A 20,502-nucleotide genomic window follows, 5' to 3' on the forward strand; every position below is an offset into this window, starting at 1 on the left:
TTTTATCAACGGGATCGGCATCTCGACAGCAAGATGGGTGAGAGCGTGAAGATCACGCCCTGAGTCCGTTTATCTTAGTGATAATGGGGCAATGTTCTCAATGACATGCATCAATTAACATCGTGTTACAGTTCACACTTCCCGTACTTTGGCGCACATCCACAACGCCAGGATCGCCAGCAGAGTGATCAGGTAGTAAACCGCGTAATGACCAAAGTTTTCCACCAGCGCGCCTTGCAGCACACCGGCCAGGATCACCCCGGTCGAAATACTGTTGGTAAACATGGTCGTCGCGGCACCGGGCCGCCCAGGCATCAGATCCTGGAAATACAGCATGCCTATCCCGGCAATGATGCCGATAAACACCGCGTTGAACAGCTGCAATACCATCAGGGCCGACTTGAACTTGAACAGCACCAACCCGGCGTAAAACAACACTCCCGCAGCAACCGCAAACAGCATCATATTACGTTTGCCAAAGCGTTTGACGTAGTAGCCAGCCAGCAGCATGGCCGGGATTTCCAACCCGGCGGCAGTCCCCATCAACCAGCCTGCCAACCGTTCTGACAGGCCGAGATCGGCGGTGATGTATAGCGGCATATCGATGATATACATGGTGTTGCAAGTCCACATCAGCATCGAAGCCACAAACAACAGGCGCACATCGGGATCGCGCCAGGCGCTGATTGGCGCGATCGGCGGTGAATCAATACTGATCTCCACCTCAGCACGGGGCACCGAAGGCAATATCAGCCACACCAGCAGCACGCTGATAACAAAAATGGCCGCCGCAATCATAAACATCACGGTAAAGCCGAAGTTCAGCGCCAGCATAAACGACAGCGGTGGGCCAATCACCCAAGCCAATGACAGTTGGGCACGCATCACCGAACTGAACATCACCACTTCACGCGCCGAGCTGTCCGCATACTCACGCGCCAGGGCAAAAATCTGCGGCATGGCGGTATTGGCAATCGCTGCCAGCAGCACGCCACAGGTGATCAACGTCAGGTAATCACGGTTGAACGCAAACAGCAGGCTGTTGCCCACCGCCATCGCACAGCACACCAGGATCAGCTTGCGGCGATCGCCACGGGTATCCGAACGCTTGGCCAACAGGAAGCTGACGATAATCCCGGCGATAGCATTGACGGTATAGAACATGCCTACCCACAGCGGGCGTACCTTAACCTCGGTAGTCAGAAACAGGCTCAGCGTGGGGGCTTGCAGCGCCCCGGCAATGCCAGTCAGGAAGGCAATCAGCAGGAAAGCGGCAAAAACGGGATTAAAACGGCGCGGCAACCAACGTCTGAAACTCATGGCGATATCCCTGTCCAGAAACAAAGAAGGCTATGCTACAGAAGGCAAATCAGAGAAGAAAGCAACGGCGGCAGATAAAAATGCCAGTGGGTTACCCCACTGGCTGGTGAAAAGCACCATTACTCAGAAACACTTTGCGGTGAACGTCAGATACGCTCACGGTATTGCTTGTCGCTCAGCGTGGCGATGTCCCACTGGGTCAAGTGGGCCAGCATCTCCAGCCGCGTCTGTTCAGGCACCACCTGCAGCCAATCGGCCTGCTGGCGGCGGATCGCGGCGAAATAACGCTGATAAAACTGTTTGGCTAACAGAACCGTCATGGGTTATCCCTCCGCTGTTTCAACTAAACAGATTATCGGCGTAATATAGGGAAAGATAAATTGACGACTTGATGCCAGAGAGTTCCTCTTTTATGTCCACCTCACGCCTGCAACAACAGTTTATTCGCCTGTGGCAACGCTGCCATGGTCAGACCACCGAAACCACGCTGCAAGAGTTGGCAGAGGTGCTCAGCTGTTCCCGCCGCCATGTTCGCTCGTTGCTGGGAGCCATGCAGCACGAGGGCTGGCTGACCTGGCAGGCAGAATCCGGCCGAGGCAAGCGTTCGCAGCTCAGCTTTCACTACACCGGATTGGCACTACAGCAACAACGCGCCGAAGAGCTGTTGGAACAGGATCGTATCGATCAATTGGTTCAGTTGGTGGGCGATAAAGACGTGGTACGCCAAATGCTGCTTTCCCAACTGGGGCGCAGCTTCCGCCAGGGGAAACATATCCTGCGTGTGCTCTACTATCGTCAGCTTTACAACCTGCTGCCCGGTTCAGCACTGCGCCGTTCAGAAACCCACCTGGCAAGGCAGATTTTCAACGGCCTGACGCGGGTAAATGAGGAAAACGGGGAACTCGCACCCGATCTTTCGCATCATTGGCAAACCTTATCTCCTTTGCACTGGCGCTTTTATCTCCGTCCGGCGATCCATTTTCATCATGGTCGTGAGTTGGAAATGGAAGATGTCATCCACTCGCTCAACCGTCTGATCCCACAGCCGCTGTTTTCCCATATTGATAGGATCGTATCGCCAACGCCCTATGTCATCGATGTGCATCTGCACACGCCGGACTACTGGCTGCCCTGGTTATTGAGCAGCGTGCACGCCATGATCCTGCCACGCGAATGGCAGAGCCTGCCGGATTTTGCCCGCCATCCGATCGGCACCGGCCCCTATCGCGTGATCCACAACAACCAGAGCCAGATGAAAATCCACGCTTTTGATGACTACTTTGGCTATCGCGCCCTGATCGATGAGGTCAACATTTGGGTGTTACCGGAAATAACCGAGGAGTTGGCGCACTCCGGCGTTCAACTGCAGGGGGATGATACCGGTAGGAACGAGCTGGAAAGCCGCCTGGAAGAGGGCTGCTATTTTCTGCTGTTCGACCAACGCTCGACAGTGACAGCCAATCCGGAGATCCGCAGTTGGCTATGCGAGCTGATTAACCCGATTGCGCTGTTGAGCCATGCAGGGCCGCTGTACCAGCGTTACTGGGCCCCGGCCTATGGCATCCTGCCACGCTGGTTGCATAACCGTGTACTGGGGCGGCAACCCAAGCCTGCGGGCTTAACCGAATTGACCCTGACCTTCTACAACGAACACTCCGAGTTTCACGCAATCAAACAGGCGATCGCCTCTCTGTTGGCCGAGCAGGACATCAAGCTCAATGTTCAGGTCGTGGATTATGAAGCCTGGCACAAGGGCAAGGCGCAAAGCGATCTGTGGCTAGGTAGTGCCAACTTCACCCTGCCGCTGGAATTTTCGCTATTTGCTACGCTGTATGAATTACCGTTGATCCAACATTGCCTGACCGAAGATATCGCTCAGGATGCGGCTCTATGGCGGGAAAATCGCCTGTCGATGGCCGAGTTTTGCCAACGTCTGGTCAGCAGCCATCAGTTACATCCGTTGTTCCACCACTGGTTGCAGCTACATGGTCAGCGCAGTATGCGCGGGGTGCGTATGAATACCCTCGGCTGGTTCGATTTTAAATCTGCCTGGTTTGCGCCACCGGAAGCATAATCGCCTTCCACCCACGTCGGTTAGTCTCTACAATAGCGCCGACTCAACGGGGTGCGGAAAACCAGCCATCAGGCCATCGGTTTACCGCTGAGAGCACACCCGTCGAACCTGATCCGGTCAATACCGGCGGAGGGATTTGAGCCTGGCACGTTAACCTTGGTTAACCCACGCCCTCAGATACCTTTGCCCCCTTACTTTTTAGGAGCGCAAAGTGGTCACAAAATACCTGCCCTGTTTATTACTGCTAGCAGCAATGCCTGTCCTGGCCAAGCCAACGCTGACGGTCTACACCTACGACTCTTTCGCTGCCGACTGGGGCCCGGGCCCGGCGGTGAAAAAAGCCTTCGAGGCCGAGTGTGACTGTGAATTGAAATTCGTCGCGCTGGAAGACGGCGTTTCATTACTCAACCGCCTGAGAATGGAAGGCAAGAACAGCGCCGCCGACGTGGTGCTGGGGTTGGACAACAACCTGCTGCAAGCCGCCCAGCAAACCGATCTGTTCACCGACAGCCAGGTCGATACCAACAAGCTCACCGTTCCCGGTGGCTGGCAAAACCAGACTTTCGTTCCCTACGACTATGGTTACTTTGCTTTCGTCTACAACAAAGACAAGCTGAAGAACCCGCCGACCAGCCTGAAGGAACTGGTGAGCAGCGATCGCCCCCTGAAGATCATCTATCAGGATCCACGCACCAGCACACCGGGCCTCGGCCTGCTGCTCTGGATGCAGAAAGTGTATGGCGATGAGGCACCGCAAGCCTGGCAACAACTGGCGAAGAAAACCGTAACCGTCACCAAAGGCTGGAGTGAAGCCTACGGCCTGTTCCTGAAAGGAGAAGGCGATATGGTGCTGAGCTATACCACCTCCCCCGCCTACCATCTGATCGAAGAGAAAAAAGACAGCTATGCAGCGGCCAACTTCAGTGAAGGCCATTACCTGCAAATCGAAGTCGCTGGCAAGCTAAAGGCCAGCAAGCAGCCTGAGCTGGCCGAGCGCTTCATGCAGTTTATGGTCTCTCCGGCTTTCCAGAACACCATACCCACTGGCAACTGGATGTACCCAGTGATCAAAATGCAACTGCCTGCCGGCTTCGAACAACTGACCGTACCGCAAACGGCCTTACAATTCAGCGCCAAAGACGTGGCGCAGCAACGTGGTAACTGGGTCCGGGCATGGCAAACTGCCGTCAGCCACTGATCCCCCGCTGGTTATGGCCGGGGCTGATTGCCGCCGGTCTGATCCTGCTTATCGCGTTGGCCGCCATGGGTTCGCTGTGGCGTCATGCGCCTGAAAGCGATTGGCGTAGTCTGTGGCAAGACCGCTACCTGTGGCACGTGGTGCGCTTTACCTTTTGGCAAGCGCTGCTCTCTGCCGTGATCTCGGTGGTGCCTGCCATCTGGCTGGCCCGGGCGCTGTACCGGCGGCGCTTCCCTGGCCGCAATCTGCTGCTGCGCCTGTGCGCGATGACGCTGGTGCTACCGGTGTTGGTAGCGGTGTTTGGCATGCTGAGCGTCTACGGCAGGCAAGGCTGGTTGGCAACGCTCTGCGGTTGGCTGGGCGTGGACTACAGCTTCTCGCCTTATGGCCTGCAAGGCATTCTGCTGGCGCATCTGTTCTTTAATATGCCGTTGGCGACCCGTTTGCTGCTACAGGCGCTGGAGAACATTCCCACCGAGCAGCGTCAATTGGCTGCACAGTTGGGGATGAACGGTTGGCAACAGTTCCGCTTTGTGGAATGGCCGGCGTTACGCCGTCAGATCCTCCCCAGTGGGGCCCTGATATTTATGCTGTGTTTCGCCAGCTTCGCGACCGTGCTGTCATTGGGCGGCGGGCCGCAGGCCACCACCATCGAGCTGGCGATTTATCAGGCGCTGAGTTACGACTACGATCTCGGGCGAGCTGCAATGCTGGCTCTGATCCAACTAGCTTGTTGCCTGGGGCTGGTGGTGCTCAGCCAGCGTTTGAGCCAGGCTCTGCCGGTTGGTCATACTCACGCCCAGCGCTGGCGCGATCCGCAAGACAGCCTGGGGCGACGCATTAGCGATACGCTATTGATTGCCGCAGCTCTACTGTTGCTGCTGCCTCCGTTGCTGGCAGTTATCATCGATGGAGCCAATCAAACGCTGTTCAGCGCACTGCAACAGTCAATTCTCTGGCAGGCTCTGTTCACCTCACTACGCATCGCACTTGGTGCGGGCATTTTGTGCGTGGTATTGACCATGATGCTACTGTGGAGCAGCCGTGAACTGAAGCTGCAGCAGCAGGCTGCCTGGGGCCAAACGCTGGAACTGAGCGGCATGGTGATCCTTGCTATGCCGGGGATCGTGCTGGCTACCGGTTTTTTCCTGCTGTTGAGCGATACCACCGGGTTACCGCAGTCGCCTTATGCGCTGGTGATCCTCACCAATGCGTTGATGGCGGTGCCCTACGCGCTGAAAGTGCTGGAAAACCCAATGCGCGATTTGGCCGAGCGCTATAATCCACTCTGTTTATCGCTGGATATCCACGGCTGGCAGCGGCTGCGCTGGATCGAACTGAAAGCACTGCAACGCCCGCTGGCACAGGCATTGGCCTTTGCCTGTGTGTTGTCGATTGGCGATTTTGGCGTGGTGGCGTTGTTTGGTAACGAGCAATTCCGTACGCTGCCTTTTTATCTCTATCAGCAGATTGGCGCTTATCGCAGCAACGACGGGGCCGCTACTGCCCTGCTGCTGCTGTTACTCTGTTTCCTGCTGTTTACCCTGATCGAACGTTTACCGGGCCGCCATGCTGACGCTTGAAAAACTGACCTATCTGTATGAACACCTGCCGATGCGTTTTGACTTACGCATTCAGCCAGGGGAACACGTCGCGGTGCTCGGCCCCAGCGGCGCGGGCAAAAGTACTCTCCTCAGCCTGATCGCCGGCTTTCTGCCACCGGCCAGCGGGAAAATGTGGCTGAACGGTAGCGATCACACCGTTTCCCCCCCTGCCAAACGCCCGGTGTCGATGCTGTTTCAGGAAAACAACCTGTTTGCCCACCTGACGGTCAGGCAAAACATCGGCCTGGGGCTGGATCCTGGCCTGCGCTTGACCGCCGCGCAGCAAGAGCAGTTGGCACAGATTGCCCAGCAGGTAGGGCTGGAAGATCATCTGCAACGCCTGCCGTCGCAGCTTTCCGGTGGGCAGCGACAGCGGGCGGCATTGGCGCGTTGCCTGATCCGCCAGCAGCCGATCCTGCTGCTCGACGAGCCTTTCTCTGCCCTCGATCCGGCATTGCGCAGTGAAATGCTGCAACTACTGCAACAGGTGTGCGGCCAGCGCCAACTCACGCTGCTGATGGTTTCACACAATCTTGAGGATGCCGCCCGCATCGCGCCGCGAACTCTGCTGGTGGTGGATGGCCGTATTTATTATGACGGCCCGACCCAGGCGTTGGTCAGCGGTAGCGCCCCGGAGGCCAAGGTGCTGGGCATTTCGGTCAAACCGTGATCTAGCACGCGTTTTTTATGCTGAACCAATAAACCTGTTGTGCGAATTTTGCACCTGTGGTTTTATAAAATTCTGTTTGTTACTACTGATGATAAGGCTCCCTAGTGATCGCATCCTCGCTGACCTCGACCCTACTAACAACCGCGCTACCAGCCGCGGTGGTCGTCGTGCGTGTGGTGGTGATCGTCGGCAACGCGCCGTAGGGTCCGAATCAACGCATCGATTCCCAAACCCCGCCGGCGCAAACCGGGCGGGGTTTCTTGTTTTAGTCCCCCTGCCCAGAAAAGCTAACCGGCCCTGAGAGAAAAGGATAGGCACATGGCAACTTCGGGCACGCCACACCAAGGCCAACGTATTACCGGCGCACAGCTGATCGTTCATCTGCTGGAGCGTCAGGGAATCACCACCATTGCAGGCATCCCCGGTGGCGCAGCGCTACCGTTGTACGATGCTCTGAGCCAAAGCACCGTCATCCAGCACGTTCTGGCCCGCCATGAGCAAGGGGCCGGTTTTATGGCGCAGGGCATGGCACGTACCAACGGCAAGGCGGCGGTCTGCATCGCTTCCAGCGGCCCGGGAGCCACCAATCTGGTGACCGCCATTGCCGATGCCAAGCTCGATTCAATCCCGCTGGTGTGTATCACCGGCCAGGTATCCTCCTCGATGATTGGCACCGATGCCTTCCAGGAAGTGGATACCTACGGCATTTCCATCCCGATAACCAAATACAACCATCTGGTACGCGATGTCAGCGATCTGCCGCAGGTGATTTGTGACGCATTCCGCATCGCCGAATCCGGCCGCCCAGGCCCGGTGTGGATCGACATTCCGAAAGACGTGCAAACCGCCGAAATTGAGTGGGACTCATTGCCGCCAATGGCCGTACCAGACGCCCCACCGGCCTTTGATATCAAACAGGTCGAACAGGCTGCCTTGATGATCAATCAGGCCAAGCGCCCCATTCTGTATCTGGGTGGCGGCATTATCTGCGCAGAAGCTCACGTACCCGCGCTGGAAATGGCCGAGCGCTCTAACCTGCCTACCACCATGACATTGATGGCTTTGGGCGCAATGCCGGTAGAACATCCGCTGTCATTAGGCATGCTGGGGATGCACGCCGCTCGCAGCACCAACTTTATCCTGCAGGAAGCCGATCTGCTGATCGTAATGGGTGCCCGCTTTGACGACCGAGCCATCGGCAAAACCGAGCAATTCTGCCCTAACGCCAAAATTATCCACGTGGATATCGACCGCGCCGAACTGGGCAAGGTCAAACAGGCCAATATTGCCATCCATGCCGACGTTGGCCAGGTACTGCAACAGCTGTTACCGATGATCGAGGCCCAGCCACGCAGCGAGTGGATGAACACCGTTAACGATCTGAAACGCGAATTCCCGTTCAATATGCCGAACGTAGAAGATCCATTGAGCCACTACGGTTTGGTTAAGGCCGCGGCGCGCTGCGTGGACGACAGCGCCATTATCACCACCGACGTGGGTCAGCATCAGATGTGGGTAGCCCAGGCTTACCCGTTGAGCCGTCCGCGCCAATGGCTGACCTCCGGCGGTTTGGGCACTATGGGCTTTGGTTTGCCCGCCGCTATTGGTGCCGCACTGGCCGAGCCTCAGCGCAAAGTGCTGTGTTTCTCCGGTGACGGTAGCCTGATGATGAATATTCAGGAGATGGCGACCGCCGTTGAACACAATCTGGATGTAAAAATCATCCTGATGAACAACCAGGCGTTAGGGTTGGTGCACCAACAGCAGACGCTGTTCTATCAACAGCATATCTTTGCCGCCACCTATCCGAAGCGTACCGATTTCCTGAAAATTGCCGCCGGGTTTGGTCTGGACACCTGCGATTTGAATGCCGAGGCGGATCCACAGGCCGCGCTGATGGCGGCGATCCAACGCCCTGGCCCTTGCCTGATCCACGCGCTGATCGATATCAATGAAAAAGTCTACCCAATGGTGCCACCGGGTGCCGCCAACATCGAAATGATTGGAGAATAAGCCATGCAATCACTACAAAAGAACCCACAAGTGATCCTGGAGTTGGCGGTACGAAACCATCCGGGCGTGATGACCCACGTTTGCGGCCTGTTTGCCCGCCGTGCATTTAACGTGGAAGGCATTCTGTGTATGCCGCTGAAAGATGGGACGCAAAGCCGCATTTGGCTATTGGTAGCCGACGATCAGCGCCTGGTGCAGATGATCAGTCAGGTTGAGAAGCTGGAAGATGTCTTGCAGGTGAAACGCCATAGCGAAGATATGCGGGTGTTTGAGCAGTTGGAAGCCTTCTTCCAATAGGACAATGTTAAAGGCCGGGGAGTGGTTTAGCCCCGGCCTTAGCTACGTTTCCGTTATCAGTTCAGCAACTGAAGCACATAACGGATCAGTTCCAGTAACGCGATCAGCGCCCCAAGAACGATGATTGCCTTATCAATATCAATCACCCGTTTTCTCCATGACATGGAGTGAGCCACCGCCGCTTACTCTTACATTGCCTGTCACAGCGCAGCGCTCATTGTTAGATGAAGGCTGTCTCACTCCGGCCAGAGCGTCGGATAACGGCACCATCCGTACATCCGACCAGGACTTGAATAGGTACGTACGCACACCGAAGTAAAGACAACAACAGAGCTAACCGGCTGATTATATCTTAACCAACTCAGCTCACGACATAACAGATATCCGATTTCTGAGTTTTTGACATTGGGGAAGATCGACGATAAAATCAACACTGTTAGATGAGGGCTGTCTCAACCGGTCAGAGTCACTAACTCGAAACCGGAAAATAAAAAAACCGACCTCACCAGTCGGTTTTTTTACGCCCAAATTTTGTTCTCAGCCCGCCAGCACTTTCCACAGCAGATGCCGATACACTGGCATCAACGCCTGCTGGTGCATGTAATAGAAACAAACCAACGCCCCTGCCCAACTAGCGATACAGGCCAAGCGTAGCCGCATCGGTGTGAGCCAGCGCGTCAGCTTGTCGGCACTACTTTTCCCTTCACGCCACCAACGCCAGCTCAGCCAGGCTGCGAGCCAGGTCAGCACCACAACGCCAAACAGCAGCCATTTGAACAACGCGCTGTTAGTGCTGGCAGGGATATCGATCGCCACGCCTGCCAGAATGCCAGGGAAGAAATAGATCGGCGGCCAGGTCAGGCAGCCAATGATATTGGGCAAGGCAAATTTATAGGGTGGCAGATCAAGCATCCCGGCCACCATCGGTACCAGCGGACGCGTCGGGCCAATAAAGCGGCCAATCAAAATGGTTACGATACTGTGCTGATGCAGCGCATGCTCGGTCTTATCCAGCAGCGCCTTGTTCTTTTTCAGGAACGACCAGCGGTGCAGCGGCCCCTTGAAGGCCCGGCCAATAAAGTAGGAAATCCAATCCCCCAGCAGACAACCGACGATGCCGGCTCCCCAGGCCATATAAAAATCCACCTGCCCGCTGCCGATCAGTGCGCCAATGCTGGCCATCATCACCGTGCCCGGCAATAGCAAACCGACCAACGCCAATGACTCCAGGAACGCCACCAACATGACCACCACCAGGGTGAAAGCCAATGACTGGGTGATCAACTGTTGTAAATAGGCTTCCATTAAACCTCTGTGTATAAGCTCAAGCGCGTGGGCGGAGGATTGTCCGGCCCGGACCGGGGTGAGTCAATCGTTGAATTGTATGTAGATTTGGCCGATCCAGCCAATCATGGACAATGACTGTATAAATACCCATACTATAAACACCCATTCTTCATTGATACCCAGCGACCAGTGACATCGTTACAACAGGGTTTCCTGCTCACTCGCCATTGGCGTGATACGCCTGCCGGTACCGAAGTCGAATTCTGGCTGGCGACCGACAGCGGGCCACAACGGCTACGGCTGGCACCGCAAACCTCCGTGGCATTTATTCCCGCCGAACAGCGTCAGCGGGCCGAGTTGCTGCTGCGTGAAGAGCGTCATATCGAGCTGAAACCCCTGCCGTTGCTGGATTTCCACTCCAGGCCGGTGATGGGGCTTTATTGCCGCCAGCACCGTCAGTTGATCAAGTTGGAAAAGCTGTTGAAAGAGGGTGGCGTCAACGTGTTTGAGGCCGATATCCGCCCGCCGGAACGCTATCTGATGGAGCGCTTTATCACCGCTCCGGTCTGGTTCAACGGCCAACCCGACGGCCATGGGCTATGGCTTAATGCCCAGATGAAGCCCTCTCCTGACTATCGCCCCAACTTAAAACTGGTGTCGCTGGATATCGAAACCACCGCCCACGGCGAGCTTTACTCCATCGCGCTGGAAGGCTGCGGTCAGCGCCAAGTCTATATGCTTGGCCCGGCCAACGGCGGCAACGAGCCTCTGGATTTCGAGCTGGAATACTGCAATAGCCGTCCACAGCTGCTGGAACGCCTGAACCAATGGCTGGAGCAGCACGATCCCGACGCCATCATCGGCTGGAACCTGGTGCAGTTCGACCTGCGGGTACTGCAAAAGCACGCTGAACGCTATCAAATCCCTCTGCGCTTTGGCCGTGGCGGCAGCTTGCTGGAATGGCGCGAGCATGGCTTCAAGCAAAACCACTTCTTCGCCTCGGCTTCCGGGCGGTTGATTATTGATGGTATCGAGGCGCTGAAATCGGCCACCTGGAACTTCCCGTCCTTCAGCCTGGAATATGTAGCGCAAACGCTGCTTGGGGAAGGAAAGTCGATCGACAATCCTTACCAGCGGATGGCAGAAATAGACCGCCGCTTTGCCGAGGATAAACCCGCACTGGCACGCTATAACCTGAAGGACTGCGAGCTGGTCACGCGAATTTTCGCCAAAACCGAACTACTGACCTTCCTGCTGGAACGTGCCACGGTAACCGGGTTGGCTGCCGATCGCAGCGGCGGTTCGGTGGCGGCCTTTAACCACCTCTATATTCCACGCATGCATCGCCAGGGCTATGTAGCCCCCAATCTTGGGGAGTTACCGGAAGAACACAGCCCCGGTGGTTTTGTGATGGATTCACAGCCCGGCCTGTATGATTCGGTATTGGTGCTTGATTACAAGAGCCTGTACCCGTCGATCATCCGCACCTTCCTGATCGATCCCGTCGGGCTGGTCGAAGGCATGCAGCATCCAGACGATGAGAACTCGGTACCCGGTTTTCGCCAGGCTCGTTTCTCACGTAACAAGCACTGCCTGCCTGAAATTGTTCGCCAAATCTGGCAAGGGCGCGAAACGGCCAAGCGCCACAACAACAAGCCGCTGTCGCAGGCGCTGAAGATCATTATGAATGCGTTCTATGGCGTGTTGGGATCGAGCGGCTGCCGTTTCTTCGATCCCCGACTGGCCTCGTCAATCACTCTGCGCGGCCATGAGATCATGCGCCAGACGCGGGAATTGATCGAGGCAAAAGGTTACCAGGTCATCTACGGCGATACGGACTCGACGTTTGTCTGGCTGAAAAAGGCCCACAACGAACAACAGGCCGCCGAGATTGGCCGCGAACTGTTGGATCACGTCAATCAATGGTGGCAGCAACACCTGCAACAGCAATATGGGCTGGAGAATGCGCTGGAGCTGGAATTTGAAACCCACTACTCGCGCTTTTTAATGCCGACCATCCGGGGTGCCGAACAGGGCAGCAAAAAGCGCTACGCCGGGCTGATCAGCAAACCGGATGGCAGTGAAGAAATGGTGTATAAAGGTCTGGAAACAGTACGTACCGACTGGACCCCGCTGGCTCAGCAGTTTCAGCAGCAGCTCTATCAACGCATCTTCAAGCGCCAGCCTTATCAGGATTTTGTGCGCGAATACGTCGCTAAAACGCTGAACGGCGAATTTGACGATCGGTTGGTCTACCGTAAACGCCTGCGGCGCAAGCTGGACGACTATCAACGCAATGTTCCGCCTCATGCCCGTGCAGCCCGCCTGGCCGATGACTATAATCGTCAACAGGGGCGGCCGCTGCAATATCAGAACGGTGGCTGGATCAGCTATGTGATGACGCTGGCTGGGCCAGAACCGCTGGAAACCCGGCAATCCGCGATCGACTACGATCATTATCTCGAACGCCAGCTGCAACCGGTGGCAGACGCGATACTTCCCTTCCTATACGACGATTTTTCAGCGTTGGTGACCAAGCAGATAGGACTGTTCTGAGCAGTAAAAAAGCGAGGGCTACGGCCATCTCTCCGGAGAACCCCTCTCTTTTCGCAGGTGTTAATCAGAATTTAAGAAGAAAAAATCATCGGGTTTTACAGGTGACGAATGCGCCGCCTTCCATTACCATAGCGCCCTTCCCAAATTCTGAACCACTATTCACAACACCGTTGTCGCAATGCCGTCACCAGACGCTAGCATGGCGTAACAAACTATTGCCCGCTAAACGACAATAAAGCTAGCCAACCAGTGTGGCCGGCAATAGCAAGCAGTTGAAACAGGTTACCCAGAGCTTATCCGCCGGGTAGCAAGACTTACTTAATAAGAATCGAGCCGACAAACTATGCCTTTTACACTTGGTCAACGCTGGATCAGCGATACGGAAAGCGAATTGGGACTGGGAACCGTGGTCGCACTGGACGTGCGCATGGTCACCCTGCTTTTCCCCGCCACCGGTGAAAACCGCCTCTATGCCAGAAACGACTCACCGATTACCCGCGTGATGTTCAACCCGGGCGATACCATCAGCAACCACGAAGGCTGGCAGTTGCAGGTAGAGGAAGTCAAAGAGGATAACGGCCTGTTGACCTATATCGGCACGCGCCTGGATACCCAGGAAAGCGGCGTCGCCATGCGTGAAGTGCTGCTGGATAGCAAGCTGACCTTCAGCAAGCCACAAGATCGCCTGTTTGCCGGCCAGATCGATCGTATGGATCGCTTTGCGCTGCGTTTCCGTGCTCGCAAGTACCAGAGTGAGCAGTATCGTCTGCCGTTCGCTGGCCTGCGTGGCATGCGCGCCAGTCTGATCCCACACCAGTTGCATATCGCCTACGAAGTCGGCCAGCGCCATGCGCCGCGCGTACTGCTGGCCGATGAAGTCGGTCTGGGTAAAACCATCGAAGCCGGGATGATTATTCATCAGCAACTGCTGGCTGGCCGCGCCGAACGCGTGCTGATCGTGGTGCCGGAAACCCTGCAACACCAGTGGCTGGTTGAAATGATGCGTCGCTTCAACCTCTATTTCTCCCTGTTTGACGATAGCCGCTACTCCGAAGCGATGCTCGACAGCAGCAACCCGTTCGAAACCGAACAGTTGGTGATCTGCTCGCTGGATTTCGTGCGTCGCAACAAACAGCGCCTTGAGCAGTTGGCCGATGCCCATTGGGATCTGCTGGTAGTAGACGAAGCTCATCACCTGGCCTGGAGCGAAGAAGCGCCAAGCCGTGAATATCAGGTGATTGAACAGTTGGCAGAGCACATTCCCGGCGTACTGCTGTTGACGGCAACTCCGGAGCAGCTCGGTCAGCAGAGCCACTTTGCCCGTCTGCGCCTGCTGGATCCCAGCCGTTTCCATGACTACCAGGAGTTTGTCACCGATCAACAGAAATACCGTCCGGTCGCCGATGCGGTGACGCTGCTGTTGAGCGGCGAGCGCCTGGCGGATGACAAACTGAACCTGCTGGGTGAACTGATCGACGAGCAGGACATTGAACCGCTGCTGAAAGCGGCCAACAGCGATACCGACAATAGCGAGCAGGCGCGCCAGGAACTGGTCACCATGCTAATGGATCGCCACGGCACCAGCCGCGTGCTGTTCCGTAATACCCGTAATGGCGTAAAAGGTTTCCCACACCGTCACCTGCACCAGATCAAACTACCGTTGCCAGCGCAATATCAGACGGCAATCAAAGTCTCCGGCATCATGAGCGCCAAGAAAACCGTCGAAGCCCGCGCCCGCGATATGCTCTACCCGGAACAGATTTATCAGGAGTTCGAAGGCGAGAATGCCACCTGGTGGAACTTCGACCCGCGCGTGGAGTGGCTGCTGGATTATCTGGTCGCCAACCGTCATGAAAAAGTGCTGGTGATCTGCGCCCAGGCGGCTACCGCTCTGCAACTGGAACAGGTACTGCGCGAGCGCGAAGCGATCCGTGCCGCCGTGTTCCATGAAGGGCTGAGCATTATCGAACGCGACCGCGCCGCCGCCTACTTCGCTTCACAAGAAGAAGGTGCACAGGTGCTGCTGTGCTCTGAAATCGGTTCGGAAGGGCGTAACTTCCAGTTTGCCAGCCAGATGGTGATGTTCGATCTGCCGTTCAACCCAGACCTGCTGGAGCAACGTATCGGCCGTCTGGATCGTATCGGCCAAATGCATGACATCCAGATTATGGTGCCTTACCTGGAAAACACCGCTCAGTCCGTGCTGGGCCGCTGGTTCCATGAAGGGCTGGATGCCTTCGAGCATACCTGCCCGACCGGCCGTCCGATTTATGACAGCAGCTACGAGCAACTGATTGGCTACCTCGCCGCACCTACCGAGCAGGAAGGCCTGGACGAGTTTATCCATGCCTGTAACCAGCAGCATATCCAGCTCAAATCCCAGCTGGAACAGGGCCGTGACCGTCTGCTGGAGATGCACTCCAATGGCGGTGACAAAGCTCAGGCGCTGGCAGAAGCCATCGCCGCACAAGACAACGACATCAATCTGGTGGGCTTTGCACTCAACCTGTTCGATATCGTCGGCATCAATCAGGAAGACCGCAGCGACAACCTGATCGTCCTGACCCCGTCCGACCATATGCTGGTGCCAGACTTCCCAGGACTGCCGCAGGATGGCTGTACCGTGACGTTCGATCGCGAGCAGGCGCTGTCGCGTGAAGATGCCCAGTTTGTCAGTTGGGAGCACCCGATTATCCGCAACGGGCTTGATCTGATCCTCTCCGGCGACACCGGGAGCTGTGCGGTTTCCCTGTTGAAAAACAAGGCGCTGCCGGTCGGTACCCTACTGGTCGAACTGGTTTATGTGGTTGAGGCGCAGGCGCCTAAACACCTGCAACTGACCCGCTTCCTGCCGCCAACGCCGATCCGCATGTTGATGGATCGCAAGGGGACCAACCTGGCGGCACAGGTCGAGTTCGAAAGCTTCAACCGTCAGTTGAACGCGGTCAACCGCCACACCTCCAGCAAGTTGGTGAATGCGGTACAGCAAGAGGTGCACGTGATGCTACAACAGGCCGAAAGCCTGGTGGAAGAGCAGGCGCGTGCGCTAATCGAGCAGGCCAAGCATGAAGCCGATGACAAACTGAGCACCGAACTGGCCCGTCTGGAAGCCCTGAAAGCGGTTAACCCGAACATCCGTGACGACGAAGTCGAAGCGCTGGAGTTCAACCGTAAACAGGTGCTGGTTAACCTCAATGAAGCGGGATGGCGACTGGATGCGATTCGCCTGGTAGTGGTAACACACCAGTAATCCACTTGACGGGAAGCCTTTGGCTTCCCGGTTTGCCCTTCTCAGCGGAGCTAACATGGAACCTTACAATCCCCCGCAAGATCCGATGCACGTGCTGTATCAGGATGAGCACATCATCGTGGTCAACAAGCCCAGCGGGCTGCTTTCCGTGCCTGGCCGTGCGCCGGAGAACAAAGACAGCCTGATGACGCGTATCCAGGCCGACTTCCCTGCGGCGGAATCGGTACATCGCCTGGATATGGCCACCAGCGGGGTGATCGTCGTAGCGTTGAACAAGGCTGCCGAACGTGAGCTAAAACGCCAGTTCCGCGAGCGTGAGCCGAAAAAATGCTACATCGCCCGCGTATGGGGGCATATGGCACAGGATGAAGGGCTGGTAGATTTACCGCTGATTTGTGACTGGCCAAACCGGCCATTGCAGAAAGTGTGTTTTGAAACCGGCAAGGCTGCACAGACCGAATATGTGGTACTTTCCCGTGATGCGGATGGCAGCACGCGGGTCAAGCTGCTACCCATCACCGGGCGCTCACACCAATTACGCGTACATATGCTGGCATTGGGTCACCCGATCCTCGGCGATGGCTTCTACGCCCCGCCAGAGGCCAAGGCGATGGCCCCACGCCTGCAACTGCACGCCCAAGAATTGCGGATCACCCATCCAGCGTTCCAGACCCCGATGCATTTTCGCGTCGAGCCGGATTTCTGAGTAGCAGTGGGTTCAGCATGCTGAACCCCTACCCCGGTAAAATCTCTGGCTTTACTTGAAGCCCTTTTCGCGTTTGATCAGATCGTAAGCCGCCTGGATCTCCTGCGCTTTCTGCTTCGCCATCTCCATCATTTCCGGCGGTAACCCTTTGGCCACCAGCTTGTCCGGATGATGCTCGCCCATCAGCTTGCGGTAGGCGCGCTTGATGGTGGTGGCATCGTCGCTGCTGTTAACGCCCAGCACCTTGCAGGCATCTTCCAGCGTTGGGCCACGTTGCGCCTGCTGGTAGCCGCCATAGGAGTAATCCCCCTGCTGCCCACCACCAAACTGACGTCCGCCTTCAATCATGCTGAGGAACTGATCGAACTGAGCGCGGGAAATGCCCAGCTCTTCGGCAATCACATACAGCACCTGACGTTCGTTCGGATGCAGCGAACCGTCGGCAAACGCGGCCTGGATCTGAATTTCCAGAAACATCCGAATCAGGTCAAAGCGGCCAAAGCAGATGCTACGTAACTGTTGCAAGGTTTCACGCAGCGGGAACTGACTGTGCTTGCCTTCACGAAACGCCTGTTGCGCCGCGGTGCGGGCCTCGCCATGCAGTTGCAGGCGGTCCATGAACAGGCTGGCTATCTGGATATCGGCTTCGGTTACCCGCCCTTTCGATTTGGTCAGATGCCCCATAACCTGAAAGGTGGTGCGGAAAAATAACGTCTGCCGCGTTTGTTGATCGGTAAAGAAGCCCCGGCTGCGCTTGTTATTGCGTGCGGTATCGATCATATGACCAACAATCAGCCCTAACACTACACCCCAGAATCCGCCGCCAGCCCAAATGGCAACAATCACTCCGAGCAGTTTTCCCCAATACTGCATATACTCCCCAACTATCAAACCGTAATAAGCCGTGTATCCCTATCGGTACGCGCAAGGGTTAAGGCGATTTTTTTCAAGAATTCGATTATCATACCTGTCATTTATCTCTGCGCCTAACGACGACGCATTCGAACGGCAGGATTTAACACTAGCGCAACGCTGATGAGTGATATAGGCTCTGACCGTTTGCCGGACATGACGCCTCTGATGACGGAACACCAAAACCGCGTATGAAAAAAAGTTTCCCAACACTGCTGGCCACGTTGATTTGGACGGCAATTTACAGTCAGCACGCGCTGGCAGATCTGGCCGAGCAATGTATGCTCGGCGTGCCTGTTTACGACAAACCAGTCATCACCGGCGATCCCAACAGCCTGCCGGTCACCATCATTTCCGATGATTCACAGGCCAATTACCCGAGCAGCGCGCTGTTCAGCGGCAACGTGAATATCGAACAGGGCAACAGCACCCTGACTGCGAAGCAGGTTGAGCTTAACCAGACGCAAAAAGACGGGCAGCCGGACCCTATCCGTACCGTTACCGCCACCGGCGACGTGAACTACGCGGATAATCAGATCAAACTGAAAGGGCCAAAAGCCTGGTCAAACCTGAACACCAAAGATACTGACGTCTATCAAGGCGACTATCAGATGGTGGGCCGCCAAGGGCGTGGTGAAGCCGACAAGATGAAGATGCGCGGTCAAAACCGCTACACCATCCTGGAAAACGGCACTTTCACCTCCTGCTTGCCAGGGGATGACAGCTGGAGCGTCGTTGGCTCCGAAGTGATCCACGATCGCGAAGAAGAAGTGGCCGAAGTGTGGAATGCCCGTTTCAAGATTGGCAAGGTGCCGGTGTTCTATAGCCCTTACTTGCAGCTTCCGGTGGGTAACAAGCGCCGTTCCGGCTTCCTGATCCCCAATGCCAAATATGGCAGTAATAACGGCTTCGAGTTCATGCTGCCGTATTACTGGAACATTGCGCCGAACTTTGATGCCACCATCACGCCGCACTACATGACCAATCGTGGGCTGCAATGGCAGAACGAATTCCGCTATCTGGTACAACCGGGCCTGGGTACCATGGCCTTCGACTGGCTGCCAAGCGATAGCCAGTACGAGAAAGATCACGGGGATGCCGACGACAGTAAACGTTGGCTGTTCTACTGGGCACATAACGGCGTTATGGATCAGGTGTGGCGTTTCAACGTCGACTACACCAAGGTCAGCGATCCTTATTACTTCACCGATCTGGACTCCAAATACGGTTCCACTACCGATGGCTACGCCACGCAGAAATTCAGCGTCGGTTATGCCGATGAGAACTGGGATGCCACGCTGGCCTCCAAACAGTTCCAGATTTTCAGCGGTGCAGGCAACCAAAACGCCTACCGTGCGCAGCCGCAGTTGGATCTCAACTACTATAAATCGGATATCGGCCCGTTTGATTTCCACACCTACGGCCAGGTCGCCAAGTTTACCAGCGTCAACCCGAATAACCCGGAAGCTACGCGTTGGCACGTAGAACCGGCAATCAATCTGCCGCTGGCCAACAGTTGGGGCAGCCTGAATACCGAAGCCAAACTGATGGCGACGCATTTCCAGCAGACGATTCCGAACGGCTTTGCCGCCGACTATGCCAGCCGTAACCCGGGTAGCCCGGTGCCCGATCTGGAAGACTCGGTCAACCGCGTACTGCCACAGTTCAAGACCGACGGTAAAGTGGTGTTTGATCGCCCAATGGATTGGTCACAGGGCTATACCCAGACCATTGAGCCACGTATGCAGTACCTGTACGTGCCTTATCGCGATCAAAGCAATATCTATACCTATGACTCAACCCTGCTGCAAACCGACTACTCGGGCCTGTTCCGCGACCGCTCCTACAGCGGCCTGGATCGTATCGCCTCGCAGAACCGTTTGGCAGCCGGTATCACTTCGCGCATTTATGATGATGCGCTAGTTGAACGTTTTAACGTTTCCGTAGGTCAAATCTACTACCTCAGCCGTTCGCGGACCGGGGATCAAAGCAGCAGCTTTGATAATAGTGATGATACCGGCAGCGTAGTCTGGGCTGGTGATACCTATTGGAAGATTGACGATCGTTGGGGCCTGCGTGGTGGCGTGCAGTACGACACCCGTCTTGACAGCTTCGCGTTAGGTGACGCGGTAGTGGAGTATCGTCAGGATCAGAATCGCATGGTGCAGTTGAACTACCGTTATGCCAGCCCGGAGTATATTTCGGCTACCCTGCCTGATATCAGCAACCCAGGTTATCAGGACGGTATTTCACAGGTCGGTCTGGTGGCCAGTTGGCCAATTGCCGATCGTTGGGCGGTGGTCGGAGCGTATTACTACGACACTCGTGCGAAACAAACCGCTAACCAGTTGGTCGGCCTGCGCTATAACACCTGCTGCTGGGCGGTTAACGTGGGTTATGAGCGTAAGATCACCGATTGGGACTACGGCAACCAGGTCAGTAAGTACGATAACAAAGTTTCGTTCAACGTCGAACTGCGTGGCTTGAGCAGCGATCACAGCATTGGGACCAATGAAATGCTGCGTGCGGGTATCCTGCCTTATCAACGTGCATTTTGATATTGTTTAGCATATTGAAAAACAACAACTTTCACCCGCATTTGCGGATTCAGATAA

General features: G+C 56.0%; 16 protein-coding genes and 1 riboswitch. Of the genes, 11 read left to right on the forward strand and 5 right to left on the reverse strand.

The window, feature by feature from the left end; genetic code table 11:
* Positions 1 to 132: 132 nt before the first annotated feature.
* Together U869_RS0121260 and sgrT are read right to left on the reverse strand one after the other, a co-directional pair.
* Entirely contained in the window at positions 133 to 1,320 is a 1,188-nt protein-coding gene (locus tag U869_RS0121260) for a sugar efflux transporter (protein ID WP_025120474.1), read from the reverse strand.
* A gap of 146 nt (positions 1,321 to 1,466) precedes the next feature.
* A complete protein-coding gene (sgrT, locus tag U869_RS31005) occupies positions 1,467 to 1,640 on the reverse strand; it encodes a glucose uptake inhibitor SgrT (protein WP_071998274.1) in 174 nt (57 codons plus the stop codon).
* 92 nt (positions 1,641 to 1,732) lie between these two features.
* Here sgrT and sgrR point away from each other — a divergent pair, with 92 nt between their 5' ends.
* The 7 genes from sgrR to ilvN all read left to right on the forward strand — a co-directional run bounded on the left by sgrR (position 1,733) and on the right by ilvN (position 9,176).
* Entirely contained in the window at positions 1,733 to 3,394 is a 1,662-nt protein-coding gene (gene sgrR / locus U869_RS0121270) for an HTH-type transcriptional regulator SgrR (protein ID WP_025120473.1), read from the forward strand.
* 37 nt (positions 3,395 to 3,431) lie between these two features.
* Positions 3,432 to 3,547, forward strand: a riboswitch (TPP riboswitch).
* A 100-nt stretch (positions 3,548 to 3,647) separates the two neighbouring features.
* On the forward strand, positions 3,648 to 4,592 hold the full coding sequence (gene thiB / locus U869_RS0121275) for a thiamine ABC transporter substrate binding subunit (protein ID WP_369795061.1): 945 nt from the start codon (positions 3,648 to 3,650) through the stop codon (positions 4,590 to 4,592).
* Positions 4,568 to 6,175 (forward strand): thiamine/thiamine pyrophosphate ABC transporter permease ThiP, encoded by a 1,608-nt coding sequence (gene thiP / locus U869_RS0121280; RefSeq protein WP_025120471.1) that lies wholly within the window; start codon positions 4,568 to 4,570, stop codon positions 6,173 to 6,175. Before thiB ends, thiP begins: the two co-directional genes overlap by 25 nt.
* Positions 6,162 to 6,866, forward strand: coding sequence for a thiamine ABC transporter ATP-binding protein ThiQ (gene thiQ, locus U869_RS0121285; protein ID WP_025120470.1), 705 nt, complete (start codon positions 6,162 to 6,164; stop codon positions 6,864 to 6,866). Before thiP ends, thiQ begins: the two co-directional genes overlap by 14 nt.
* A 104-nt stretch (positions 6,867 to 6,970) precedes the next feature.
* Positions 6,971 to 7,069, forward strand: coding sequence for an ilvB operon leader peptide IvbL (ivbL, locus tag U869_RS31965; RefSeq protein WP_071998275.1), 99 nt, complete (start codon positions 6,971 to 6,973; stop codon positions 7,067 to 7,069).
* Between the two features lie 115 nt (positions 7,070 to 7,184).
* Positions 7,185 to 8,879, forward strand: coding sequence for an acetolactate synthase large subunit (gene ilvB / locus U869_RS0121290; RefSeq protein WP_025120469.1), 1,695 nt, complete (start codon positions 7,185 to 7,187; stop codon positions 8,877 to 8,879).
* A 3-nt stretch (positions 8,880 to 8,882) separates the two neighbouring features.
* On the forward strand, positions 8,883 to 9,176 hold the full coding sequence (gene ilvN, locus U869_RS0121295) for an acetolactate synthase small subunit (protein WP_024527189.1): 294 nt from the start codon (positions 8,883 to 8,885) through the stop codon (positions 9,174 to 9,176).
* Between the two features lie 56 nt (positions 9,177 to 9,232).
* Here the strand turns inward: ilvN and dinQ are convergent, their stop codons facing one another.
* Both dinQ and U869_RS0121305 read right to left on the reverse strand, forming a co-directional pair.
* Positions 9,233 to 9,313: a damage-inducible type I toxin DinQ gene (gene dinQ, locus U869_RS31970; RefSeq protein ID WP_166735140.1), complete on the reverse strand. Its 81-nt coding sequence runs from the start codon at positions 9,311 to 9,313 to the stop codon at positions 9,233 to 9,235.
* A 400-nt stretch (positions 9,314 to 9,713) separates the two neighbouring features.
* Positions 9,714 to 10,481, reverse strand: a complete 768-nt coding sequence (locus tag U869_RS0121305; protein ID WP_025120468.1) for a DedA family protein — start codon at positions 10,479 to 10,481, stop codon at positions 9,714 to 9,716.
* A gap of 171 nt (positions 10,482 to 10,652) precedes the next feature.
* On the opposite strand from U869_RS0121305, the gene U869_RS0121310 reads away from it, so the two are divergent.
* The 3 genes from U869_RS0121310 to rluA all read left to right on the forward strand — a co-directional run bounded on the left by U869_RS0121310 (position 10,653) and on the right by rluA (position 16,975).
* Complete coding sequence (locus tag U869_RS0121310; RefSeq protein ID WP_025120467.1) at positions 10,653 to 13,019, forward strand: DNA polymerase II; 2,367 nt, start codon at positions 10,653 to 10,655, stop codon at positions 13,017 to 13,019.
* Positions 13,020 to 13,362: 343 nt separating this feature from the next.
* The gene (rapA, locus tag U869_RS0121315) at positions 13,363 to 16,269 is read left to right on the forward strand and encodes an RNA polymerase-associated protein RapA (RefSeq protein ID WP_025120466.1); all 2,907 of its coding nucleotides are present in this window, start codon (positions 13,363 to 13,365) and stop codon (positions 16,267 to 16,269) included.
* Positions 16,270 to 16,324: 55 nt separating this feature from the next.
* On the forward strand, positions 16,325 to 16,975 hold the full coding sequence (gene rluA, locus U869_RS0121320) for a bifunctional tRNA pseudouridine(32) synthase/23S rRNA pseudouridine(746) synthase RluA (RefSeq protein WP_024483552.1): 651 nt from the start codon (positions 16,325 to 16,327) through the stop codon (positions 16,973 to 16,975).
* 51 nt (positions 16,976 to 17,026) lie between these two features.
* On the opposite strand, the gene djlA is transcribed toward rluA, so the two are convergent.
* A complete protein-coding gene (djlA, locus tag U869_RS0121325; protein ID WP_025120465.1) occupies positions 17,027 to 17,848 on the reverse strand; it encodes a co-chaperone DjlA in 822 nt (273 codons plus the stop codon).
* Positions 17,849 to 18,078: 230 nt separating this feature from the next.
* On the opposite strand from djlA, the gene lptD reads away from it, so the two are divergent.
* The gene (lptD, locus tag U869_RS0121330; RefSeq protein ID WP_025120464.1) at positions 18,079 to 20,445 is read left to right on the forward strand and encodes an LPS assembly protein LptD; all 2,367 of its coding nucleotides are present in this window, start codon (positions 18,079 to 18,081) and stop codon (positions 20,443 to 20,445) included.
* Positions 20,446 to 20,502 lie beyond the last annotated feature (57 nt).

It is taken from the genome of Serratia sp. H1w (assembly GCF_000633355.1).
Classification (GTDB): domain Bacteria; phylum Pseudomonadota; class Gammaproteobacteria; order Enterobacterales; family Enterobacteriaceae; genus Chania.

Coding starts and splice junctions, on each gene's coding strand:
- U869_RS0121260 (WP_025120474.1), bottom strand. CDS start 1,320: ATGAGTTTCAGACGTTGGTTGCCGCGCCGTTTTAATCCCGTTTTTGCC.
- sgrT (WP_071998274.1), bottom strand. CDS start 1,640: ATGACGGTTCTGTTAGCCAAACAGTTTTATCAGCGTTATTTCGCCGCG.
- sgrR (WP_025120473.1), top strand. CDS start 1,733: ATGTCCACCTCACGCCTGCAACAACAGTTTATTCGCCTGTGGCAACGC.
- thiB (WP_369795061.1), top strand. CDS start 3,648: ATGCCTGTCCTGGCCAAGCCAACGCTGACGGTCTACACCTACGACTCT.
- thiP (WP_025120471.1), top strand. CDS start 4,568: ATGGCAAACTGCCGTCAGCCACTGATCCCCCGCTGGTTATGGCCGGGG.
- thiQ (WP_025120470.1), top strand. CDS start 6,162: ATGCTGACGCTTGAAAAACTGACCTATCTGTATGAACACCTGCCGATG.
- ilvB (WP_025120469.1), top strand. CDS start 7,185: ATGGCAACTTCGGGCACGCCACACCAAGGCCAACGTATTACCGGCGCA.
- ilvN (WP_024527189.1), top strand. CDS start 8,883: ATGCAATCACTACAAAAGAACCCACAAGTGATCCTGGAGTTGGCGGTA.
- U869_RS0121305 (WP_025120468.1), bottom strand. CDS start 10,481: ATGGAAGCCTATTTACAACAGTTGATCACCCAGTCATTGGCTTTCACC.
- rapA (WP_025120466.1), top strand. CDS start 13,363: ATGCCTTTTACACTTGGTCAACGCTGGATCAGCGATACGGAAAGCGAA.
- rluA (WP_024483552.1), top strand. CDS start 16,325: ATGGAACCTTACAATCCCCCGCAAGATCCGATGCACGTGCTGTATCAG.
- djlA (WP_025120465.1), bottom strand. CDS start 17,848: ATGCAGTATTGGGGAAAACTGCTCGGAGTGATTGTTGCCATTTGGGCT.
- lptD (WP_025120464.1), top strand. CDS start 18,079: ATGAAAAAAAGTTTCCCAACACTGCTGGCCACGTTGATTTGGACGGCA.